Source organism: Megasphaera paucivorans (genome assembly GCF_900103535.1).
Lineage (GTDB): Bacteria > Bacillota > Negativicutes > Veillonellales > Megasphaeraceae > Megasphaera_A > Megasphaera_A paucivorans.
Window position 1 is genome coordinate 1 of record NZ_FNHQ01000017.1, and the last position, 23,232, is coordinate 23,232.

At 36.9% G+C, this 23,232-nt stretch carries 18 protein-coding genes and 1 riboswitch; of the genes, 7 read left to right on the top strand and 11 right to left on the bottom strand.

The features are described from left to right. From BLR11_RS08575 to BLR11_RS08595, 5 genes are all read left to right on the top strand, one after another. On the top strand, positions 1-739 hold a 739-nt coding region (locus BLR11_RS08575; protein WP_143006418.1), incomplete at its 5' end, for a beta/alpha barrel domain-containing protein. A 36-nt stretch (positions 740-775) separates the two neighbouring features. Continuing rightward, positions 776-2,077, top strand: a complete 1,302-nt coding sequence (locus BLR11_RS08580) for an MFS transporter (RefSeq protein ID WP_218118755.1) — start codon at positions 776-778, stop codon at positions 2,075-2,077. Between the two features lie 174 nt (positions 2,078-2,251). Further along, positions 2,252-4,162: a sigma-54-dependent Fis family transcriptional regulator gene (locus BLR11_RS08585; protein ID WP_176762927.1), complete on the top strand. Its 1,911-nt coding sequence runs from the start codon at positions 2,252-2,254 to the stop codon at positions 4,160-4,162. A gap of 202 nt (positions 4,163-4,364) precedes the next feature. Continuing rightward, positions 4,365-5,189 (top strand): basic amino acid ABC transporter substrate-binding protein, encoded by an 825-nt coding sequence (locus BLR11_RS08590; protein WP_091650750.1) that lies wholly within the window; start codon positions 4,365-4,367, stop codon positions 5,187-5,189. 30 nt (positions 5,190-5,219) lie between these two features. Then, positions 5,220-6,029: a basic amino acid ABC transporter substrate-binding protein gene (locus BLR11_RS08595; RefSeq protein ID WP_091650751.1), complete on the top strand. Its 810-nt coding sequence runs from the start codon at positions 5,220-5,222 to the stop codon at positions 6,027-6,029. Between the two features lie 205 nt (positions 6,030-6,234). Here the strand turns inward: BLR11_RS08595 and BLR11_RS08600 are convergent, their stop codons facing one another. From BLR11_RS08600 to BLR11_RS08635, 8 genes are all read right to left on the bottom strand, one after another. Beyond that, positions 6,235-7,650 carry a sodium:solute symporter family protein gene (locus BLR11_RS08600; RefSeq protein WP_091650753.1) on the bottom strand — a complete coding sequence of 472 codons (1,416 nt, stop codon included), beginning with the start codon at positions 7,648-7,650 and terminating at the stop codon, positions 6,235-6,237. Positions 7,651-7,959: 309 nt separating this feature from the next. Further along, positions 7,960-10,521: a heavy metal translocating P-type ATPase gene (locus BLR11_RS08605; protein WP_091650756.1), complete on the bottom strand. Its 2,562-nt coding sequence runs from the start codon at positions 10,519-10,521 to the stop codon at positions 7,960-7,962. Between the two features lie 12 nt (positions 10,522-10,533). Continuing rightward, positions 10,534-10,854, bottom strand: coding sequence for a metal-sensing transcriptional repressor (locus BLR11_RS08610; RefSeq protein WP_091650758.1), 321 nt, complete (start codon positions 10,852-10,854; stop codon positions 10,534-10,536). A 319-nt stretch (positions 10,855-11,173) separates the two neighbouring features. Next, positions 11,174-13,720 (bottom strand): EAL domain-containing protein, encoded by a 2,547-nt coding sequence (locus BLR11_RS08615; RefSeq protein WP_176762928.1) that lies wholly within the window; start codon positions 13,718-13,720, stop codon positions 11,174-11,176. Positions 13,721-13,886: 166 nt separating this feature from the next. Continuing rightward, positions 13,887-14,315 carry an OmpH/Skp family outer membrane protein gene (locus BLR11_RS08620; protein WP_091650763.1) on the bottom strand — a complete coding sequence of 143 codons (429 nt, stop codon included), beginning with the start codon at positions 14,313-14,315 and terminating at the stop codon, positions 13,887-13,889. 119 nt (positions 14,316-14,434) lie between these two features. Further along, entirely contained in the window at positions 14,435-14,866 is a 432-nt protein-coding gene (locus BLR11_RS08625) for a GerW family sporulation protein (RefSeq protein WP_091650766.1), read from the bottom strand. Further along, positions 14,859-15,599: a hypothetical protein gene (locus tag BLR11_RS08630; RefSeq protein ID WP_091650769.1), complete on the bottom strand. Its 741-nt coding sequence runs from the start codon at positions 15,597-15,599 to the stop codon at positions 14,859-14,861. The genes BLR11_RS08625 and BLR11_RS08630 overlap by 8 nt, the downstream gene beginning before the upstream one ends. An 84-nt stretch (positions 15,600-15,683) precedes the next feature. Beyond that, positions 15,684-16,781 (bottom strand): NADH:flavin oxidoreductase, encoded by a 1,098-nt coding sequence (locus tag BLR11_RS08635; protein WP_091650771.1) that lies wholly within the window; start codon positions 16,779-16,781, stop codon positions 15,684-15,686. A 269-nt stretch (positions 16,782-17,050) separates the two neighbouring features. Here BLR11_RS08635 and BLR11_RS08640 point away from each other — a divergent pair, with 269 nt between their 5' ends. After that, positions 17,051-18,337 (top strand): adenylosuccinate synthase, encoded by a 1,287-nt coding sequence (locus tag BLR11_RS08640; RefSeq protein ID WP_091650773.1) that lies wholly within the window; start codon positions 17,051-17,053, stop codon positions 18,335-18,337. Between the two features lie 70 nt (positions 18,338-18,407). On the opposite strand, the gene BLR11_RS08645 is transcribed toward BLR11_RS08640, so the two are convergent. The 3 genes from BLR11_RS08645 to BLR11_RS08655 are packed head-to-tail and all read right to left on the bottom strand — an operon-like array spanning position 18,408 to position 22,325. Further along, a complete protein-coding gene (locus BLR11_RS08645) occupies positions 18,408-19,265 on the bottom strand; it encodes a methylenetetrahydrofolate reductase (protein ID WP_091650775.1) in 858 nt (285 codons plus the stop codon). Further along, complete coding sequence (locus BLR11_RS08650; RefSeq protein ID WP_091650777.1) at positions 19,262-21,649, bottom strand: homocysteine S-methyltransferase family protein; 2,388 nt, start codon at positions 21,647-21,649, stop codon at positions 19,262-19,264. Before BLR11_RS08650 ends, BLR11_RS08645 begins: the two co-directional genes overlap by 4 nt. Before the next feature lie 7 nt (positions 21,650-21,656). Further along, a complete protein-coding gene (locus BLR11_RS08655) occupies positions 21,657-22,325 on the bottom strand; it encodes a vitamin B12 dependent-methionine synthase activation domain-containing protein (protein ID WP_143006420.1) in 669 nt (222 codons plus the stop codon). Positions 22,326-22,394: 69 nt separating this feature from the next. Further along, positions 22,395-22,488, bottom strand: a riboswitch (SAM riboswitch). 234 nt (positions 22,489-22,722) lie between these two features. Here BLR11_RS08655 and nuoE point away from each other — a divergent pair. Further along, positions 22,723-23,220, top strand: coding sequence for an NADH-quinone oxidoreductase subunit NuoE (gene nuoE, locus BLR11_RS08660; protein ID WP_091650782.1), 498 nt, complete (start codon positions 22,723-22,725; stop codon positions 23,218-23,220). The last annotated feature ends 12 nt before the right edge of the window (positions 23,221-23,232 follow it).

Genomic DNA, 23,232 nt, shown 5'->3' on the forward strand with positions numbered 1-23,232 from the left:
CCCGCAGATGCGGGATGCCGCGGAGGTAGTCTGCCGGACACTGGAAACGCATGGCGATGAAGGCGTAGAACTGTATGCACTGGTTCCCAACACCTACGGGGCTAAGGCCGCCGCTGCTGCCGGACTGAGTGAAGTTGCGACGGTTATCTCTGTCAGTGAATCGCATAATAAGGCCAATATCAACCGGACGGTCGAAGAATCGCTGCAGGGATTGGAAAAAATGCGTCAGGCCCTGCCGGACCTGAATATCAATCTGTCCATGGCAACGGCTTTTACCTGTCCGTTTGAAGGGGTAACACCGGTAGAAAATGTATTAAAGGTTATCCGGCGGGCGGCCGGGCTGGGAATCACCCGGTTCTGCCTGGCAGATACGATTGGGGAAGCCGATCCGAAGATGGTGCGGGATACGCTGACCATCGTACAGCAGGTATTTCCGGATATTACGCTGGACGTGCATATTCACGATACGCGCAACATGGGAATTGCCTGTACCCTGGCAGCCTTAGAGGCGGGTGTTGTCAACGTGCAGGCCGCACTGGGAGGATTGGGCGGCTGCCCCTTTGCCCCAGGTGCCTCCGGCAATGTCGCATCGGAGGATTTGATTTTCATGCTGAACAAAATGGGTTTTGAAACGGGGATCGACTTTGACAAGATGCTGGCTGCCGCTAAATACGAACGGTCCGTCATTACGGGCAACTTCAGCGGCCACCAGGTACATATCGGGGAACCCTGCAACTAATATTATAATCCGTATATATTGAAAGGAAGTGTCTTTATGCAAAAGAAAACCAACTATCGCTGGATAGTTATGGCAATCTTATTTATTCTTTATACGGTAGCGAATGCCGACCGTGCGAATTTGGGCTTTGCCCTTCCCTATATCCGTCAAGAATTTAATATGACGAATACAGAAGCAGGGGCTATTATTAGCTTTTTCTTCTTCGCATATGCGTTTTTCCAAATTCCGTCGGGTTTTTTGGTAAAAAAGTTTGGCAATAAAATTATGTTTTGTTTAGGAATGGCGGTTACCTCTATTTGTACGGGATTAATGGCAATTGCACCTAATGCATTAGCTTTTAAACTTTGCCGTCTCGGTGTTGGAATTGGTGAAGCACCGGTAGCTATTTCCAGTTCTGGTACTATAAATAACTGGTTTCCTCCTAAAGAAAAAGGTACGGCGACGGGGATTTTTTTGGCGGGTTCCAAAATGGGACCTTTAGTCGTTCCTTTTATCTGTGCATGGATCATACAAATGTGGAGCTGGCATATGATTTTTGTTGGATTTATGATCCCGGGGCTGATGTTGGCAGTGGTCTGGTATTTTCTTGTAGCCAATCGCCCACGTGAAAGCCGTTTTTGTAATGATGCAGAAGCTGATTATGTTGAACAAGGGGAAGCCGTTGTAAAAGAAGAAATAAAAAGTTCTTATAATATGAAATGGCTGGATAAAATTGTTCGTGCTAAGAAAGTAGTACCCCTTAGTTCGGCTAAAGAGGTATTTCGCTGCAAAGACATGTGGGCTATTGCAATAGGTTATTTCTTTGTTGTTGGGTTATCTAGTGTATTTATGTCTTGGCTGCCTTCTTATCTAGTTAATGTGAAGCATTTTGCTATTATGAAAACTGCATTTGTTGCTGCCGCACCATTTGCGGGTACGGTCGTAGGAAATTTCTTTGGCGGCTGGGCATCGGATCATATTTTTGGCAAACGCCGTAAACCGATGATGATGATTACAGCACTTTCGACTAGCGTATTTATGTATGCCATGCTTTCTGCTCCGGAAAGTCCGGTGCTTTTGGGACTGTTGCTCTTTGGAGCTGGTGTATTTTTGGCATTTGGTTATTCTATGTATATGGCATATGGCATGGGACGTGCTGATCATAATACCTATCCCGTTGCTTTTTCTCTTGTTAATACAGGCGGTCAAATTGGCGGAGCTATCATGCCGCTGGTTGTTGGAGTTATTTTGGATAACTTTAGCTGGGATGCAGTTTGGCTGACGATTGCGATTGGATCTCTGATTTGTTTTGCTGTAGTGTGTACGGCAGTTGAACCGGTAGATGATCCACTGGTATAAATTTTGCAATAATATCAATTCATTGTAATATACAACAACCGCAGTAACAGCGTATAGAATTTCTGTTACTGCGGTTGTTGTATATATAAAATGTTATATTCTTTATGATAAATTTGTGGTAAAATTTATTTGTATATAATCGGGATGATAGTTGATATAAGGGAGACTATGGACATGAAACAGATATTGCTGATCGCGCCCTCGGAATTATTTGCATTGCGGGCTCAAGAAATTATTGATGAACGGGGTATGGAGGTTGATGTGCAGATTGCTGTACTGGAAGATGCTTTGGAGGTAGCACAGAAGGGCATCAGCCGGGGGGTTAAAGTTGTTATTAGCCGCGGCGGGACAAGCAGTTTTATCCAGCAGCATGTCCAGGTTCCGGTTATTGGTGTAAAATTAAACAGTGGCTGTTATATTGATGCCTTCGAAAAAGCTAAGGATATAGAGGGTACTGTAGCCTTTTTTTCTTTTGACAAAATGGCAGATAGTGTGGAAACATTATGCTATTTATTAGATGTTAAAAGTCGGTATTATCGTATTACTAATTATGAAAGCTGCCAGCATATTGTGCAGCAAGCAATCAAAGATGGTGCAAAATTAGGGATAGGCGGTTCTGTAACTAAAATATATGCTGAACAAAGCGGGTTGGATTATATTATGGTAGAAAACACGCGCGATGATATTGAACAAGCATTGGACTCGGCACAGCAAACACTAAATTCTTTACTTTTAGAAGAAAAGCGCAAGCGTGATTTACAATTGCGCCTGCATCGGTATGAAGCTATTTTTAATTATACACATGACGGTATTATTGCTGTAGATAAGCAGGGCAAAGTAGAAATTGTCAATAAACAGGCTGAAGAAATTCTTCCTTTGAAAAATAAACCGTATGAAGGGAAATATATTGAAGAAATTTTACCGAATACAAAACTTCCCGCTGTACTCCGGAATGGAGAAATGGAAACAGATGAACTGATGAAAGTACAAAATGTGATTATTAATACAAACCGCATTCCGATTATGATTGATGGACATGTAGAAGGTGTTGTGGCTACTTTCCGGGATATTGAATCTATTCGTCTTAGTGAACAAAAAATTCGCAGTAATATGCATAAAAAAGGTCTTATTTCCAGATATCGTTTTCATGATATTATTGGAGAATCGAAAGCTATTAAACGGACGGTACGAATGGCAAAAGGATATGCGAAATCACAATCTAACATTCTGCTTTTAGGTGAAATAGGAACAGGAAAAGAAATGTTTGCTCACTGTATTCATCATGAAAGCAATCGTAAAAAAGCCCCATTTGTAACCGTTAATTGTGCGGATATATCTTCGTTGGCATTAAAAACCGAACTTTCCGGATTTGAAGAAGGATCATCCCCCTATGGTGTTTCGGGAAGTAAAGAGGGTGCTTTTGAAATGGCTCATGGTGGGACGATATTTCTTGATAAAATTGGAGATGCTTCTTTGGAAACACAAACCATGATTTTACGTGTTTTGGAAGAGCAGGAGGTTCGCCGTATTGGTGGAGATCATGTCATTCCTGTAGATGTAAGAGTTATTGCATCTACAAATAAAAATTTGCGGGATGAAATCTTATCAGGAACTTTTTTGGAAGAATTGTTTTATCGTCTTAGTGTGTTGACATTAGCGATTCCACCGTTACGAGATCGTGGCGATGACTATATGTTGTTCAGTGATGATTGGTTTCGTCGCTACTTTAGTGCTGATTATTATAAATATGAACGTTCTATTCATATTATTATGGAACAATTGAAAGATTATTCTTGGAAAGGTAATATGCGTGAATTGTCTAATGTGGTTGAACGGATTAGTGTTTTACTGCAAAATGATATTACTATTGAGGAAATTTTTTCGGCATTGCCGTTGAATACAAAAGATATAGAACAAAAAGAAGATGTTATGTTAGGAAAATGGACACGAGCATCTATATTAGAAGCATTGACCGTCAGCAAATTAAATATTTCTCGGACAGCACGCCTGCTTAACTGCAGCCGCAGTACTCTTTATAAAAAAATGAATGAATTTAATATTAAGATTACTAATATGAATCAGTAAGATAAATTTCCATTTCATTCACATTAATATACAAAAATATTCGAAAAAAGCTAGACATTTTCAGATAAATTATTTATAATTATACCAAGTTATAAATATACTGAAGATGTCTTTTTTTATGTAAGAGTACCGGATGAGTCTTAGGGTGAGCATGTAGGGAGAAAATATCTTTGGTTATGGGGTAAAATGAGGAGGATATAGTATGGGTCGAAAAAGGAAGATAATATGTTTATTGTCGGCAGTTCTGGCAGTGATTGTTATTACTGGCTGTGGACAGCAAAAAAGTGCAGAAAAAACGTCGAATCAGGATAATGCACCGCTTAAAGTTGCAACAAATGCTACCTTTGTGCCATTTGAATTTAAAAGTGAAGAAAATGGTGATTTTGCTGGATATGAAATGGATTTGATTCGAGCTGTTGGCAAAAAACTTAATCGAGATGTACAAATTCAAGATATGGCTTTTAACGGACTGATTCCGGCATTGCAATCGGGTGAACTGGATGTAGCTGCTTCTGGTATGGCTATTACTAAGGAACGAACAGATAAAGTATTGTTTTCTTCACCATTTTATGAAACGCGATTGGTAATTTTAGCTAAAAAGGGAAGCGGGATCCAATCAGAGGCTGATTTAAATACTCATCGGATAGCGTGTCAAATGGGAACAATTGCTGCAGATTATATTCAGCAGATGGGGTTAAAAGCGAAACAATTTGACCATAATGCGGATGCGTTAATGGATTTAAAAGTTGGCGGTTCGGATGCTGTTGTTGCCGCAAAACCGGTACTTGATTATTTTGCTGCTAATAATGGAAAAGATGATTTTGTAGTTATTCCTATAAAAGATACACCGAAACAATATGTAGCATTTGCTCTTAATAAACAAAATACAAAATTACAAAAAGAAATTGATGAAGCATTAGCAGAAATGAAAAAATCAGGGGAATTTCAGCAAATTTATAAAAAATGGTTTGGACATGAGCCAGAAACATTGCCGGTTACAACGGAAGATGCTCTTCAGGCAAAATAATTATTTTATCATATTAGGGAGGATATACTTATGAAATTAAAGAAACTTATGACTATTTTGTTAACTACTGTTATAACAACTGCTGTACTTACCGGCTGTGGGCAACAGGAAAATGCAAAAGATGCGCAGAAAAAACCATTAAAGGTTGCAACGAATGCTACGTTTGTTCCATTTGAATTTAAAGGAGACGGCGATTCGGATTATAAAGGATATGAAGTGGATATGATTCGTGCTGTGGGCCGTGTTATGGGACGTGACATTGAATTTAATAATATACCTTTTAGTGGAATTATTCCTATTATTCAATCAGGTGATATGGATGTAGCGGCTTCAGGTATGACTATTACAAAAGAACGAGCAGGAAAAGTTTTATTTGCGGCTCCATTTTATGAATCTAAATTAGTTATTTTAACAAATAAAAATAGTGGGATTAAATCAGTTGAAGATTTAAAAAATCATAGCGTTGCGGTGCAAATGGGAACAACGGCTGCTGATTATGCTCAAAATTTGGGCCTTAAGACAAAACAGTTTGATCATAATGCGGAAGCTCTTATGGAATTGAAAATTGGTGGATCGGATGCTGTTATTGCGGATAAACCTGTTGCGGACTATTATGTCGCGACGGAAGGCAAGGGGGAAGATGTTGTTATTCCTATTCCAGATTCAAAAAAGGAATATTTAGCGTTTGCTATGAATGCTAAAAATAAAGATCTGCAGAAAGAAATTAATGCAGCTATTGCAAAATTAAAGGAAACGGGTGAGTTCCAGCAAATTTATAAAAAATGGTTTAATGTTGACCCCGGTGATTTACCGAAAACAGCAGAAGAAACATTGCAATAAAGTTACAAGGAATAAAAATTTTGTGTTCTTAATGTTGTAAAAAAAAGTTATGAGTATATGGAAGTGTATGATAGTAATAATATTTTTATCGCCATCCAATCATGGATGGCGATTGTTATATCAATAATAAAAACGAAACGACATAAATTTTCAAGGAATTATCTTACTTTCCGGAAATTTATGTCGTTTCATTTTTTGTGTTTTATTAATTTATGTCATTATTTTTTTTAGGGGGAATAATAGGTGTATGGTCTAGTATGCGGACGAGTAACAAAGTAATAATACAAATAACCCATTCAAAATAAATTACGTGTGGTAAAAATCGTATTGTTGGGCAAATCTGCCAAAGAAATAAACCTAAGATTCCAATCAAAGTTGTATAAAAAGCTGTGTTTTTACGACAAAGACCAGGAAAAAATAAAGTGCATAGAAAAACTAATGTAAATGCAGTAGTTAGACTTAAACCAATCATCATTACTTTAACAATACCTACCGCGTTAAAAGCTAGCCATAAGGTCCCTATCCCAATAAGAAGGATAACAAGCCGATTGATTTTTAAAAACTTTTCATTTGTTACATTAGGGTTGAAAAAACGTTTATATATATCTTGAGAAATCAGTGTTCCTGCACCTAAAAGTATTGTGCAAGCTGTTGATACATCAGCGGCCCATAAAGCAGCAAGAGTGATTCCGGAAGAAAAAGGATCAAGGCTCATAATGATTTGTGGTAAGGCTAATGTAGGATTTAATTCAGGAAATTGTGCTTTTGCAGCGAGACCGAGTATGGCAGAAAAAAAACCAATTGGAAATATCATAATGCCACCTAAAATAAATCCGTTTCGAGCTGACTTGGAATTTTTGGCACCACATGCGATCTGGACAGGTCCTTGCGCTGTAATAGCTTGGGAAACCATAACTAGAATCCAACCAAGAAGGACGGCAACTCCTAATCCACCCATTGGACTAAACCAATCGAAAGGAGCAGCTGGTAGTTTTGATTCAATGCCGCTAAGTCCACCGTCCCGAATTAGAATCATGATCATAGAGTAAAGAATTCCAATGTAAATAAGAGAAACGCTGAGTACATTAGATAGTCCGGAAGACCAAAGCCCACCAATGGCCGTTATGCCAATAAATACGATAGCACTGGTAATCATGCCACCATGCATAGAAAATATATTGGGCATCAGAGTTGAAAGAATAGAACCGCCAGCGACATATTGCAGGGAAGTAATACAAATCATGATGAGGGCTAGGCCAACGACACTAATGACACGTGCTTTTTGATCATAACTTCGTTCAAATAGTTCAGGAATGGTAGTGCAATTTAATTCGCGGTATTTTCCTGCCGCTAAAATTCCCATAACAATGGCTCCGATAGACCAAGCCCCATTATACCATCCTGCGGCAAAACCGATTTTAGTGGCACTTTCGGCAACTCCAACCGTTGAAGCAGCACCAACTGCGAGTCCGGTAACACTTACAGCAACAAGTCCGGTACTTAATTTGCGGCCGGCAAAAAGATATTCTGTTGGATTTTTATCGGCTCTTTTTTTTACGTAAAATGATATAGCGAATAATAAGATAATATATAGTATTACAATTGCTAATTGAATAGACATGCTATATCGACCTCCTTTTTTTTTACAAATTTAGCACTAAACACTTTCACACTGTAAAGCTTGTTAGCACTAAAGTGCATTACTTATATTTTAGAATGAATTTAAAATAATTACAACTGTTTATAAATATTATTTTTAAATGTTTCACGTGAAACATTTAATTTATATAAAGACTACTCATATAAATTAAAATGAGTATAGTCTTTAAATTAATTAAAGCTCGCATAAATCTGATATATTTTCAGATCCTGCGAGCTTTAAGCAATAGATATTACAAGATGTTCAATTAAATAAATTGTAGTTGCATTGTTATTGTACTAATTCATATCCAGCATTTATGATGCTTTTTTCAAACTCTGCAGTAGTTATTTCACGAGTACTTGTAACATCAGCTTTATTTCCTTCTAAATCGACGCTTACTGTTACAACTCCGTCAATTGCTTGCAGTGCTTCCTGAACATGTTTTTGACAATGAGTACACATCATACCTTTAATTTTTAATGTTGTTTTTATCATAGTAGCCTCTTCTTTCTTTTGAATTTGTGAGAATGTTTCACGTGAAACATTCTGATTTATATGATCCGTTTTAAAAAAACGTAATCGTAACGCATTAAGGACAACACATACACTGCTCATACTCATTGCGGCAGCTCCAATCATAGGACTTAATTTAATACCAAACGAAGGATATAACAATCCGGCAGCTAATGGAATGCCAATAATATTATAAAAAAAGGCCCAAAATAAATTTTCTTTTATGTTTTTAATAACTGCTTTGCTTAAACGTATTGTTGTGACAGCATCAAGCAAATCATTTCTCATAAGAACCGCATCAGCACTGTCAATAGCGATGTCGGTACCGGCTCCAATCGCAATTCCTAAATCAGCTTTTGCTAAAGCAGGGGCGTCATTAATACCATCGCCAATCATTGCAACTTTATGTCCTTGACTTTGTAAAACTGTAATTTGTTTTTCTTTATCCTGTGGTAAGACTTCGGCAATAACTTGTGGTATTTGAAGACGTTTGCGCAGTGCGTCTGCAGTGCGTATATTGTCACCGGTGAGCATAACAACAGATATATTCATTTTTTTAAACAAAGAAATAGCACGAGCACTTGTGGGTTTTTCAATATCAGCTACAGCTAAAATGCCAATAATATCTTTTTCACAAGCAAATAATAGTGGCGTTTTTCCTTCATCTGCCAATTGGTTCAGTGTAGAAGAGACAAAAGAAATATTTGTTCCTTGTTTTTCCATAAAAGCGGCATTACCAGCATAATATGTACTGTTTTTATGAATTCCCTGTATTCCTTGTCCAAATGAAGCCTTGAAATTATTAAATACATAAGGCATAATATTTTGCGAATCGGCATATTTTACAATTGCTTCAGCTAAAGGATGTTCACTGTTTTTTTCTAGCCCAGCTGCGATAGCTAATAATGTTTTAGAATCCATATTAATCGGCAGACAATTTGTTACTACTGGATGACCTTCGGTAATAGTTCCAGTCTTGTCAATAACGACCGTGTCAATTGTATGGGCTATTTCCAGTGCTTCACCGGATTTAATTAATATTCCATTTTCTGCCCCTTTTCCGGTTCCGACCATAATTGCTACCGGGGTCGCTAATCCTAATGCACAAGGACAAGAAATTACTAAAATTGCAATACCAATAGAAAATGCAAATTCGATAGAACTTCCTATGAAAAGCCAAATACAAGTAGCAATTACTGCTATTGTTATTACTACAGGAACAAAAATACCAGATATTTTATCAGCAAGTTTAGCAATGGGAGCTTTACTGCTGCTAGCTTCATCAACTAATTGGATAATTTGATTAATGGTTGTATCAGACCCTACTTTTTGAGCAATAAAATGGATAGAACCATTTTTATTCAGCGTAGCAGATATAACAGTATCACCTATTTGTTTTTCAACAGGAATACTTTCACCAGTAATAGCTGATTCATCGATACTTGTATTGCCTGTAGAAATGATTCCGTCGACAGGGATAGCTTCTCCTGGACGAACAATGATTTCATCGCCTACCTTTAAAGAGTCTATTGGAACGATAATTTCTTGATTGTTTTTTAATATTGTTGCTCGTTTTGGTACTATATTAATCAGTTTTTCAATAGCTTCACTGGTTTTTCCTTTTGATTTACTTTCTAAAAACTTACCTAAAGTAATCAGTGTGATGATCATGCCGGCTGATTCAAAATATAAATTGGAACTATAGTCTATTACTAAATTCCAATTTTCATGACCTAATCCCCAACCTATACGAAATATAGAAAAAATTCCGAATAATACAGAGGCGCCAGCACCTATAGCAACAAGACTATCCATATTCGGAAATCCTTGGAAAAGATTTCGGAAGCCATTTTGAAAGTATTTCCGATTAAAATATAAAATAGGTAAAACTAGTAAAAATTGTGTAAAAGAAAAAGTCAGCGCATTTTCTGGTCCATGAAAAATACTGGCAATCCATATAGGAACAGGTAATCCTAACCACCTAAAAAACATATGGTGCATAGCAATATATATAATAGGTATTAAAAAAATAAGGGAAGTAATTAATCGATATTTTATCCGCTGTGTTTCATTTTTTGTGCTAACAGGGGTATTGGAAGATTCTTGCTTTTCTATAGATCCTTTTTTTGTGATAGAAGCTCCGTATCCAGTACGAATGACTGTTTGTATTATCTTTTCAGGAGTTAAACATGTCTCGTCATAGTCAACCTGCATACTGTTTGTCAATAAATTAACATTAATTTTTTTTATTCCTTCTAATTTAGCAATTGATTTTTCAATTCTGGTTGCACACGCTGAGCAACTCATTCCTGAAATATTATATTTTTCATGTTTCATATACAACCCTTCTTATTTCATTAATTTTTGTAATGTACAAACTAATTCATCAACGACTTCATCGTTACCCTTTCGAATATCATGGACAACACAACTTTTGATATGTTGCGCAAGTAATTCTTTATTAAATGAATTTAAAGCAGATTGAACAGCACTGACTTGTGTTAAAATATCAACACAATATCGATCATCTTCAACCATATTTTTAATTCCGCGAATTTGTCCTTCAATTCTATTTAAGCGACTGATAAGATTTTTATATTCTTTGCCATTTTTATCACGATGTTTTATTTTCATGTTTGAACAACATCCACTATAATTATTAGTATCCATATATAACTCCTTAGTTAGTGTTTCTTGACATATATACCCCACGTAGGTATATTATACCTGTATGGGGTATATATGTCAAGAAACGAAAAAGTAGATATGCCTAAATTTGTGTGTATTTTTGATTTTAAGCGCATTTGTCCGTTCTTTATATAAAACTATTAAAAATAAATAAAACGAGCTTACATGGCGACTGAAGAACGTATAAATAATATTTTTATAAGAATTAATATTCAGATAAATAATATATATTTTTATAATAAAAAAACATTGTGATAATGTACCGTCACAATGTTTTTTAAATAAAATACAGTATATTTTCCTATTTAATTTTTTCTAATTTATTATTGTAATATTTAATTGATTCAAAAACATTTTTTACACGCTGTTGTAAAATAGCAGGAACAAATGGCTTTACAATATAATCTTTTATACCCATTTCCAACAAGCGATTTTGCTGCTGGGGAGAATCATCAGCTGTAATAACAATAACGGGAATTCCGGCAATTTCGGGAATTGTAAGCTTTCTTTCCAGAAAAGTAATGCCATCCATTTCTGGCATTACTAAATCCAGCATGATTAAATCTATCAGACTATTGTGGTTTTTTAATATACATAAAGCACCTTTTGCATCAGTGGCTTGAAGAACGTGAAAATCACCTTTAAAAATATTACTTAAAATTGTACGATTTACCTCTGCATCATCAATAATTAAAATTGTTTGTGGTGTGTTTTCTTTTGAAGCAAGAGCTGTACGATATTTTAATACTTCCATTTCCATGATTTTTTGTGAAGTAATATCACAAAGATTTACAAGTATGATATCTTTTTTTGCCATTTTTCTGATATATTTTAATTTCATATTGATCCATTTAGGGTTTCCATTTTTTGGTTTTCGACAAAATTCGCATTCAGCTTTTTGATGATTGGAAGCTACTTTATGAAACGCATTCCAAATATTTTCATAGTCGGAATCACTAATAACGTCTATAAAAATATGACGAATAGTAGCAGCTTCCTGATACCCAAACATTGCATGATAAGTATCATTTCCGCGTAGAACTTCAATATTAGTGCCATCAAATTCATATAAAGCCATAGCTTGAAGCATATTAGAAAACAAAGATTCCAATTGAGAGGTTGTATTCCAAACATCATCTGCACTGATGGTTTGATTTGTATCAGGTGGTGGCGGGATAAACGTACTTTTTTTAGCAATTAGTGTTTCAAAGTCTCCAATAGAAATTGGTTTGGAAAAGTAATATCCTTGGACATATTCACAGCCAATACTGCGAAGAAAATTCACTTGTTCTGCTGTTTCTACACCTTCTACAATAACGAGTAAATCAAGCCATTTTGCCATTCGGACGATAGAACCTAAAATATTTTCTCCACGTCCGGGTATTTCACAATCGGAAAGAAAACGCATATCTATTTTTAATATATCTACGATGATATCTTTTAGCATATTTAGTGAAGAATATCCAGTGCCAAAGTCATCCATCAATATAGTAAATCCTTTTTCCCGCAGTGAAGCCATTCGTTTTTTTATTAACTGTGGGTTGCTTGTGTAAGCACTTTCGGTTAGTTCTAATTGCAATAGCTTGGGTGACAAATTATATTTATTTACAAGCGCGCAAATGGTATCGACAAGTTTTGGATTAAATAAGTCTACGCGAGATATATTAACCGAAATTGGATAAATGGGACGACCTTCATCAAGCCAGCGGCGTAATAATTTACAAACTTGATCCCATATGTAAAAATCTAAATTTACAATAAAGCCATTGTGTTCAAATATAGGAATAAAAACATTGGGGGAAATGAGGCCTTGTTCTGGATTATTCCACCGTACTAATGCTTCGGCTCCATCAATGGTATTTGTTCGCAAATCATATTTTGGCTGTAGATAAATAATAAATTGGTCATTTTCCAATGCCTCTTTCATATTATTTACGACATATTGTTCTTCTATGGATTTATCATTCATAGAATTTTCATAAAAACAAAAATGTTGTAAATAATTTGTACTGCAGTTTTTACTTGCAAGAACGGCTTGATCAAAAAGGATATTAATATCTGTTTTATTATCTTCAATGAGTGAGATGCCAATCCGTGGCTGAATGGCAAATGGAAGGGGATACGTTTCTAAGTTGTTGTACAATTTATTGCTTAAAGCGACAAGTTGATCGTGGGTATTAAAAGATACACAGAAAGAAAAAACATCTCCGGACATATGACCGTAGGAAAAATATGGAAATATCATTTGGTACTGTTGTAAATGCGCGGCAATATATTTAATAACGTTATCCCCTTCACGCCTTCCAAAAAAAGCATTTATCAAGCGAAAACGTTGTATGTCAAAATAAAAAATGGCAAAATTTTTGTTAGGATGGTCATTTAATAATTTTCGAGTTACTGCAAAAAAGTGACGTTTATTATAAATTCCGGATACAGGGTCATAATTAGATAAATATAGAAGTTTGTCAGTCAGTGTAAAATTACTATGCTGTATTGCATTTTTTACACGAAGTTGAAATACACAGTTTTTTATAGGCTTGGCGATGAAATCCCATACGCTGTAATTTAAATATGATTCCTCTTCCTGCCAATTACTAGTTGTAATAATTAATGGAATAGATTTATATTCTATTGCGTTATTATATAAGGTAAGAAATGGTGTAAGCTCTGTAATGGATTTATCCGTATCTATAATGATTAATATAATTTGAGTGACAGTATGCTTGAGGAATTCCGGGGCTTGAGAAATACATACTAAGTATGGGATAAAACCATCTTTTATGATATTTTCTAATATAATTGATTTTATAGAGGTATCGGTTATTAGCATGACAATATCTTTTTTCATATAGTACTCCATTTTTTAACGAACAAACACATTGCTGATAAGGTATATTTCTAATTATAATTTTTTTAAGAAGAATATGCAACTTACAAGTAATCAACACAGTGGTTACACTAATTTATAATAAAAAAAGACTCTGTTTTTGACCAGAGTCTCAATAATAAAATTATTACTGCAGTAATTTACTTACTTCATTTGTTTCGTCTACGGCATTATCAGCACCAGCAATAATAGCTCCCTGGGCTACGATACAGTCTAGATTCTTGTCTACTCGTACTTGTTCTACTTTTGCAACAACGTCTTTTTCAATTGGCGTAATTAATGTATTTTCCAGCGTGTTTAGGCGCTGTGCAAGTTGTTTCCCCAAATCTTGTTTTTCTTGATCTGTTTTTAACGAAGGTGCTTTTTTAGTAAATTCTTCATTGGCAGATTTGATGGCGGATTGCATTTGAGCACTTACCTTTGGGAAATCCTTATGGGCTTGTACTAATGCGTCAAAATTAACATATCCCACACCCGAAGCAAAAGCAGATGTTGTTGCAATAATGCTCATCATACCTGCTATAGTCAAAGATGCTAATTGTTTTTTTAATTTCATGCTATATTCCTCCTGAATTTATTTCAATAATTTTTATTGTTATTGTGACTATGATTATAACAAACTTAGTATAAAAAAACAACTAAACGAAACCTATTTCCGACTGTTTTTGTCTGTCTTTAAAGCGGTGTATTTTTTTTAGATGCTAACGTGTCCGTGTCAATATCATCTAATTCTTCATCTTTAATATAAATGTATTTATCCTTTTTCATTTTATCAATGATTTCCGGTGCCATGGTAATTAATTTTTCAAAAGCCGATGCTTGATAACCGCCCTTTTTGATGGAAAACATTTCTACACGGTCGCCCTTGATGACCAAAATTGCTGTTGGTTCCAATTTGGCTCCACCGCCACTACCAGCACTGTTGCGGCCTGTTTCACATTTTCCGTTATACCCGCCGGAAGCAAAGCCTAAGGTCACGTCAACAAAAGGAATAAGAATTGCGTCGCCGATATGTACTGCTTCACCAACAACGGTTTCTACTTTAATCATACGCTGGAAGTTTTCAAAAATTGTTTCCAAATTGTTTTTTATGTAGCTATTATCCATGTGAGTGTTCCCTTCCTTTTTTTAGCCAGTGAAACAAAAATAAACGGACTGGCTTAGATAATATAAAGTTGATAGAATATGTAAGCAACACCGCTGGATATACACGGCCCGCGGCATATCCTTGACAGTCGTATTCTTCTTCAACAAAATTAAAACGGAGTTCGTTAATATTTGAAGGTATTGCAGCATATAATATGCCTGCAAATATGCCTGTTTCGTAAGGTTCGGGGAATCCTAATGAACCTTTTAAATAAAAAGAACGCATACGGGAATGTCGTAATATTTGCAGCAGATAAGCAGTTCCTGTTTCAATAAATGGCTCATTTAATACATAGGGCCGCCACCAAGATATGGGCGGTTTTTCTTTGGGTGGGAGCGTATTTTTGTTGGATATTTTAATTTTCTCATAGGTTGTCTGGCGGCTTTCCTGCTCTAATTTATGCCAGACTGATTGTGCATCATTTTGAATTGAATCAGCAGTATCGCTGGATTTTGATGGGGGAGTAGATACGGCACTTTTGCATGTGTGCCAGCGTATATACAGGATAGTTTGCAGGGGTTTTCCATATTGGTAATCTAATTCACAGTATAATGCATGTCCTAACCAATGCACTTTCCAATTAAAATGAAATGGATTATGAATATATATTCGGCTCTCATATACTACAGGGATGCAAAGGCATATGATGAGGAGCATGAAGAATAGTACCGGAATAATGGTTAACCCATTCATACAATCACTCCTTGTTTATAATGTAATAGCATAGTTATATTATTCTGCATTATATGGTTTGAATCCTTTTTTTATACACCTATATTACTCTTGTTTGTTAAAAATACAATTAACATTTTCTGAACCAAAACAGCGTGAACAGGAAATACAAAGAGACGGCTCTGTATTTCCTGTTTTCCAGATTTTAGGAAGATCGGGTTGGCGTAATAAAGGGCGGCACATAGAAATAAATGCAACGGGACTTTGTTTTAAATATTGCTCCATATCAGTGGCAGAACGAAAACCACCTACAACGCCTATATCTATTTTGTTTTTGAGTAAGGTCGAAATATCAGCCGCATATTTTGAAAAGTACATCGGTTCTTTTGTACGGCGTATAGCACGAATAGGACCTTGACGAGGTAAGGAAGATGTATTTCCTCCGCTAATTTCAACAGCATTGATACCGATACGGGATATCCACAGAATGACTTGTTTGCTTTCTTCAAAAGTCATACCGCTCTCTTTCATAAAATCAGAACTATTGATTTTGACCCAAATCGGAAAATCCGGACCCACAGCTTGACGGATAGCTCTTAAAGAAAATAAAAGAAAACGAGCTCTGTTTTCTAAAGTTCCACCATAGTCGTCAGTACGAGTATTATAATACGGTGTTAAAAATTTGCTGGCCAAATATCCATGAGCACCATGGAATTGAACACCATCAAAACCCGCTTTTTTTACTCGAATCGCAGCTTTTGCAGCATCTTCAATCAGTTTTTCAATTTCTTTTATTGTTAAGGCGTGAGATTCTTTGCTTCCGGCATTCATCTCTGGAATTCCGCTTGGACTGACAATAATTCGGTTTTCTCCCTCAGGAACTAAGATTGCCGAACCCATGATGACAATTTGAGCAATAATTTTCCCACCTTTATCATGCACACGTTTTGTCAGTGCTTGTAAGGGCGCAATACAGTCATCTGTGTCAATGCAAACTTGGCAATGTTGATGAGGTTCCATGGGACTGATAGCCATCATCCCCGTAATAATAATACCCACACCGCCGTCTACCAGTGTTTCATACATCTGGATCAGGCTTTCCGTAGGGTATCCGTTTCTATCAGCTCTTCCTTCAAACGTTGCGGAACGGACAATGCGGCAAATTGTGTTGATACCGCCGATGGTTGTATTATCAAATAACATAAAATCTCTCCTTAAAAAACTAAATAATGCAAAAAAGTTTTTTGCATTACCACTATTATATGATAAAACTAGTAAAAACGCTACAATTATTATTAATAATTCAGGTAATTTTCCTAAATCAACTTAGACATAACTTTTGTCTTTTCTAGTTAGACAAATGACATTTAGCAGATACAGTATAATGTGTAGATTTCGTTGTATTAAGTAAAGATTTCGTGTATAATAAGGGTGTTTGTTAAAAGATGTTATACGAAGGGATGTTATGATCAATGGCTACTAGCATGGTAATAGGAACCCAATGGGGCGATGAAGGTAAAGGTAAGATTGTTGATTATTTAGCCCAAAAGGCCGATGTTGTTGTACGCTCTCAAGGCGGAAATAATGCGGGACACACGGTTGTTGTGGATGATAAAGCTTTTGCACTGCGGTTACTGCCTTCGGGAATTCTTTTTGCTGATAAAACGTGTATTATAGGAAGCGGCGTTGTTGTTAGTCCAAAAGTGCTTTTGCAGGAAATAGAAAATATTACCTCGCAGGGAGTTGAAATCAGTAAAATAGAACTATCCACTCGGGCCCATGTTATTATGCCTTATCATATTCGGATAGATGAAGCAGATGAAAATTTGAAAGATACTTCCAAAAAAATTGGGACTACCAAAAATGGAATCGGTCCTTGTTATGCTGATAAAGTTAATCGGGTCGGCATCCGTGTAATTGACTTAATGGATGAAGCTGTATTTAAGGAAAAACTCCGCTATAATATTGATACGAAAAATCGTCTTTTTGAAAAATATTATGGGGTACAAGGTTTTGATTATGATGAGGTGTTAAAAGAGTATTTAATGTATGCTGAACAACTTCGTCCGTTTGTCAAGGATACAGATTATTCGGTAAATACATATATATTAGAAGGCAAAAAAGTGCTTTTTGAAGGAGCACAAGCATCTATGCTGGATTTAGATCATGGGACGTATCCGTTTGTAACCAGTTCCAATCCAACTGCGGGGGGCGCATGTACGGGTTCCGGTGTAGGACCGCGCCGTATGCAGAATATTTTTGGTGTTGTAAAAGCATATACGACACGTGTGGGCGCGGGGCCATTCCCGGCGGAACAAAAAAATGAAATAGGAGACTTGCTGCGTAATACAGGACATGAATTTGGTACTGTTACAGGTCGGCCTCGGCGTTGTGGCTGGCTGGATACGGCAGTTGTCCGGTATGCTGCTATGTTAAATAGTTTAGATTATTTGGCAATTACCCGCTTAGATATATTAGATGGTTTGGATAAAATTAAAATTTGCAAGGGATATACATATGAAGGAAAAGAACTAAAGGAATATCCGGCAAGTTTAAAAGTTTTAGAAGCAGTAGAACCAATTTACGAAGAATTGGATGGCTGGAATACGGACATCTCACAATGCAAAAATTATGAAGAATTGCCAGCGAATGCTCGGTATTATGTGGAACGTATCAGTCAACTGGTTGGCGTGCCGCTAGGCATAGTTTCAGTTGGTCCTAATCGTTCGCAGACGATTGTATTGCATGACGTTTTTTAAGATACCATTTGGATAACACCATAACATAAACACAAAGAGCAGCTTTCTTCCTGAAGGCTGCTCTTTGTATTTATGCTTTTACGATTTCGTTTATGATATCAATGTGATTCATTGGCATAATATGTACACCTGCAGAAAGCTGGCGAATTTCTGTATACTGTTCACGAGCAATTTCAATTCCCGCTTCTAAACCGCCTTTGCGGAGACGATCCATTATACTCATGGGAATGGAAATACCTGGAACATTGTTTTCTAAATAGGTTGCCATTTTGATTCCTCGTAATGGCATAAGACCAAGCAGTATGGGAATATTGAATCGAGATGCATTATCTATAAAGCGTTTGGCTACTTCTAGATCATATATTGGTTGGGTTTGAATAAATTCTGCACCAGAAGAGACTTTATTTGCTAGTTTTGCCATTTCAAGCGATTGGTCAGATATCCCGGGATTTGCTGCGGCACCAATGTAGAAATGAGTAGCAGCTCCCAATGCGTTTTCGTTTATGTCTGTGCCTGTATTGAGGGTATGGGCTAATCGAATCAAACCACAAGTATCTGTATCAAAAACAGCTTTCGCCTGGGGAGTATCACCATTTTGTGGATTATCACCGGTTAGAGTTAGTATATTATGTACACCTAGTCCGGCAGCTCCAAGCAGTTCTGCCTGCAAGCCGATATAGTTACGATCACGGCAGGTAAGGTGAAAAATAGTTTCAATGCCGCAGTCTTCTTGAATAATGTGAGCTAAAGCGATAGGACTCATGCGCATTTTTGCCATAGGACAGTCTGCAATATTAATACCGTCTACCAATCCTTTTAATGTGGATGCTTGTTCTTCGGTAATTTTAGCAGAAGCACTTTTTGGCGGATCTAATTCTACTGTGATTGTGAATTTTCCATCCTTGTGTTTTTCTTTTAATGTGTTCATTGGTTTTCTCCCATTAATATATTTGCCAAACGGACAGTATCTGTGGCATTGCTGGCGTAAGCATCAGCACCTGCTTTTTGTGCGTATTCTGAGGTGAGTACTGCTCCGCCGACAATAATTTTAACTGTTAAATTTTCTTTTTTTAATGCCTGTATAGTTATATCAATTTGCGGCATTGTTGTTGTCATAAGAGCACTGAGTCCCACTAGCGGAGCTTTTGATTGATGAACGGCAGATACAATTTTTTCTGGGGAAACATCTTTTCCTAAATCAATGACTTCATAACCACTGTTTTCTAAAAGTGCGATGACAATATTTTTCCCTAAATCATGAACATCTCCTTTTACTGTTGCGATAACAAATGGACCTTTTCTTGTAATATTAAATTTTCCTGGCAGTGCTTTTTTTAAAGCTATAAAAGCTGCTTGCATTGTTTCTGCCGCTATCATTACTTGCGGTAAGTAACAGCGTCCTTTGCCATACTCTTCTCCAATTGCTGTCATAGCAGCAGTGAGGCCATCGTTTGTAATAACCATGGGATCTATACCGGCATTCAAAGCCTCATTTAATAAGGAACCAATTTCTTCTTTTGAACCATCTCGTACGGCTTGTTGAATTTTTTTTAAAGGAGAAAGGGTTTCATTGTTTTTGAGTTGATGCTGATTTTCGATAGGCTGATTTTGAAAACGAGTAATATAATTATGGGCGGCGGAATCATAACCGAGTAATAGAAGAGAACGAACATACGCATCTATTAAATCGGACTGCAATGGATTCATAATCGGAGCGTTGAGACCAAAAGCTAGTGCCATAGCTAAAAAATTGGCATTTAAACCAGAGCGGCCGGGCAATCCAAAGGATATATTGCTTAATCCCATGACAGTAGGTATTTTTAAGGTTTCTTTGTAAGTGCGTAATGTCTGCAGCGTTTCTTTTGGTGCGTTAGTTGAGGCGGCTGCTGTAAGAACCAAGGGGTCTGCTAATAGATCTTCATGGCGCAAGCCTGTTTGCAAAGCTGCGTTGTATATTTTTTTGATCAATGTGAGACGGTCAGCTGCTGATTCCGGAATTCCTTTAGAGCCTATGGGCAGACAAAGAAGGGCAGCGCCGTATTTTTTTGCAATGGGAAAAATAGCGGACATTTGTGCGGAATCGGCATTAACAGAGTTTATTAAGGTTCGTCCAGGATATATACGAAGTGCTTTTTCTAAAACCGAAGGACTCGTTGCATCAATAATTAACGGGGTATCTACAAGCATAGAGAGTTCTTTAACGACATTTTCCATAAGTGCGGCTTGGTCAACGTCAGGAACACCCATATTGATATCCAAAAGATGTGCACCTGCTTTTACTTGATTCAGTGCTTCAGTCTTAATTGGAACTAAATTTTTCTCTTGCAAATCTTTTTGCAGTGTTTTTCGTCCTGTAGGATTAATGCGTTCACCGATAATGACGGGAGGATGACCTTCGCCGATATATACAATGCTGGTTCGGGAAGTAAGTGCGGTAGGAGGTGTAATTACTTTTCGCTTGTATGGTACCGCACGATCTAAAGCCTGTCTCATGGCGGCTAGGTGTTCAGGTGATGTGCCGCAGCAACCGCCAATATATGTAGCACCAGAATTAACCATGGCTTGGACATACTCGGCCATGTCATTGGGATGTAAGGGAAAAACAGTTTTACCGTCAATTAGTTTGGGTAATCCGGCATTAGGCTGAATAACAAGCGGCAAATTACTTACGGCGGACATACGAGAAATAAGAGGAATTAATTTATCCGGACCGAGGGAACAGTTTGCTCCAATAATAGAGGCACCTAAGCTTTCCAGAAGCACCGCAGCTGCTTCTGGTGTTGTGCCCGTAATAGTTCGACCATCTTCGCTGAAAGAAAATTCACACATAATGGGGATGTTTGGAGCTGCCTCTTTAGCGGCCAATATGGCTGCACGCATTTCCTGAATATCAATAATAGTTTGAATAAGTAATAGATCGACACCCGATTCAGCTAATATACTGGCTTGCTCATAATAGGCTTGGTATACGTCTTCAAAATCAGTGTCCCCTAAAGGGAAAATAAACTTACCGGTAGGCCCCATGTCACCTAAAATTCTAGTATTTGTCCCATCAACAGCTTTTTTTGCATTAAACACAGCGGCCCTGCATATTTCTTTTACTTTATCAGCACATCCGTATTCATTCAATTTGATGCGATTAGCTCCAAACGTATTGGTTTGAATCAAGTCACTACCAGCTTTTATGTAACTACGATGAATATTTTCAATAGCTTGTGGATGTTCTATATTTGATAATTCAGGACAATCTCCAGGCCGTAAATAACCTTGTTGCTGCAATAAGGTCCCCATAGCGCCATCTAATAAAAACATAGTATAATCATTCCTTTCTAGAAGAACACGTATTGTGCATAGAACAATTACGGCAACCAGATGGGATGCCGCTTTCGACAACCGAACGAGCCATACCGATAATTGCAGTAATAGATTTTTGGGGTACCAGCATGCAACCGGAAGTTAGATGAATATCAATTTGATCCGCGTGTACCGCTTTAATTAAATTCATCTGCTGCGTCAAAGGCCAATCTCCATATCCGGGACTATAGCGCCAGGTGGTTTCATATCCATGTTTAGCCGCCATTTCATCAATATAATGATTTAATTGATCGGCAATCATTTCAGTAGCAGTTGTGGCGGCTGCATCCAGCATAAGTCCTTTGGAATATTCTTTTTTTGAAAATAGGGTATTAACTTCTTTTTCTATGTCACCGCCAATCGTTACGGCCATGATAATTGCGATTTCTGAATTTTTTAAATGTTCGCGAATTTTAGAGCCTTCAATAGTAAACGGCTCTTCGCATAGGAGTTGGCAAGAATCGGAGTCATAGCAACATTGTTGAAAAATACCCCGTGGTTTGGCAATAGCTTGTGCAGCCATACAAGCGTCTGCCACAATTTTATCAGAAAAATTTTCAGATGTGCGCAAACCAGCATATCGCTTTGTTTCTGCAATGTCTATTTTTTGAAGAAAGCCATTAAATATAGGCATAATATATTTCCCTTCATATAACAAAAAAAGGCTCTTTCACAAATGAAAGAGCCGAATCTACGTGCTATTCTCTCATCTGTCAGATAATATCTGCAGGAATTGGCACCGCTTTTGCGGTTGCCGGATTTCATCGGGCCTGTCCCTCCATCGCTCTTGATAAGAGTTATCTTTATTAATATATCAGGTTTACGTGTATTTGTAAAGATTTATAAGTGTTTTATACTGTTTTAGTAATCTATGAAGTATAAACTAAAAATATAAACACAGGTCAATATCGTATTATGCATAAAAGTAATATTGATAATTCCAAAATAATATGATATTGTAATTGGTATAAAAGTATGTTGTAAAACGATGCTGTATTATGTGTAAACAATGGAAAAGGAAGTGGCAAAATATGTCTTTAGTAGAAAAAAAATCAGCTTATAGAGACGATAGTGTTCCTAAACAGTCTTGTATTGATGAAATTTTGAATACCTACAAAGATGAAAAAGGGGCATTGATTCCTATTCTGCAACACACACAAAACTTGTTTAATTATTTGCCAAAATCGGCGCTGCTGTATATTGCAGATAAGACAGATATCCCTATTTCTACCATTTACGGCGTGGTAACTTTTTACTCGCAATTTCATTTACAGCCTCGCGGACGTAATATTATTTGTGTCTGCCAAGGAACAGCATGCCATGTACGCGGCGGTAAAATCATTTTAAATGCTGTAGAAAAAGAGTTGGGAATTAAGGCCGGCCATACGACAGAAAATTTACGGTTTACATTGGAGACGATTGCCTGTTTGGGGGCATGTGGATTGGCACCGGTTATGAAAGTCAATGAGGATACACATGGCCGTATGACGGAAGAGGAAATTGCCAAGGTGCTGGCACAATATAAATAAACACAGTTGTAC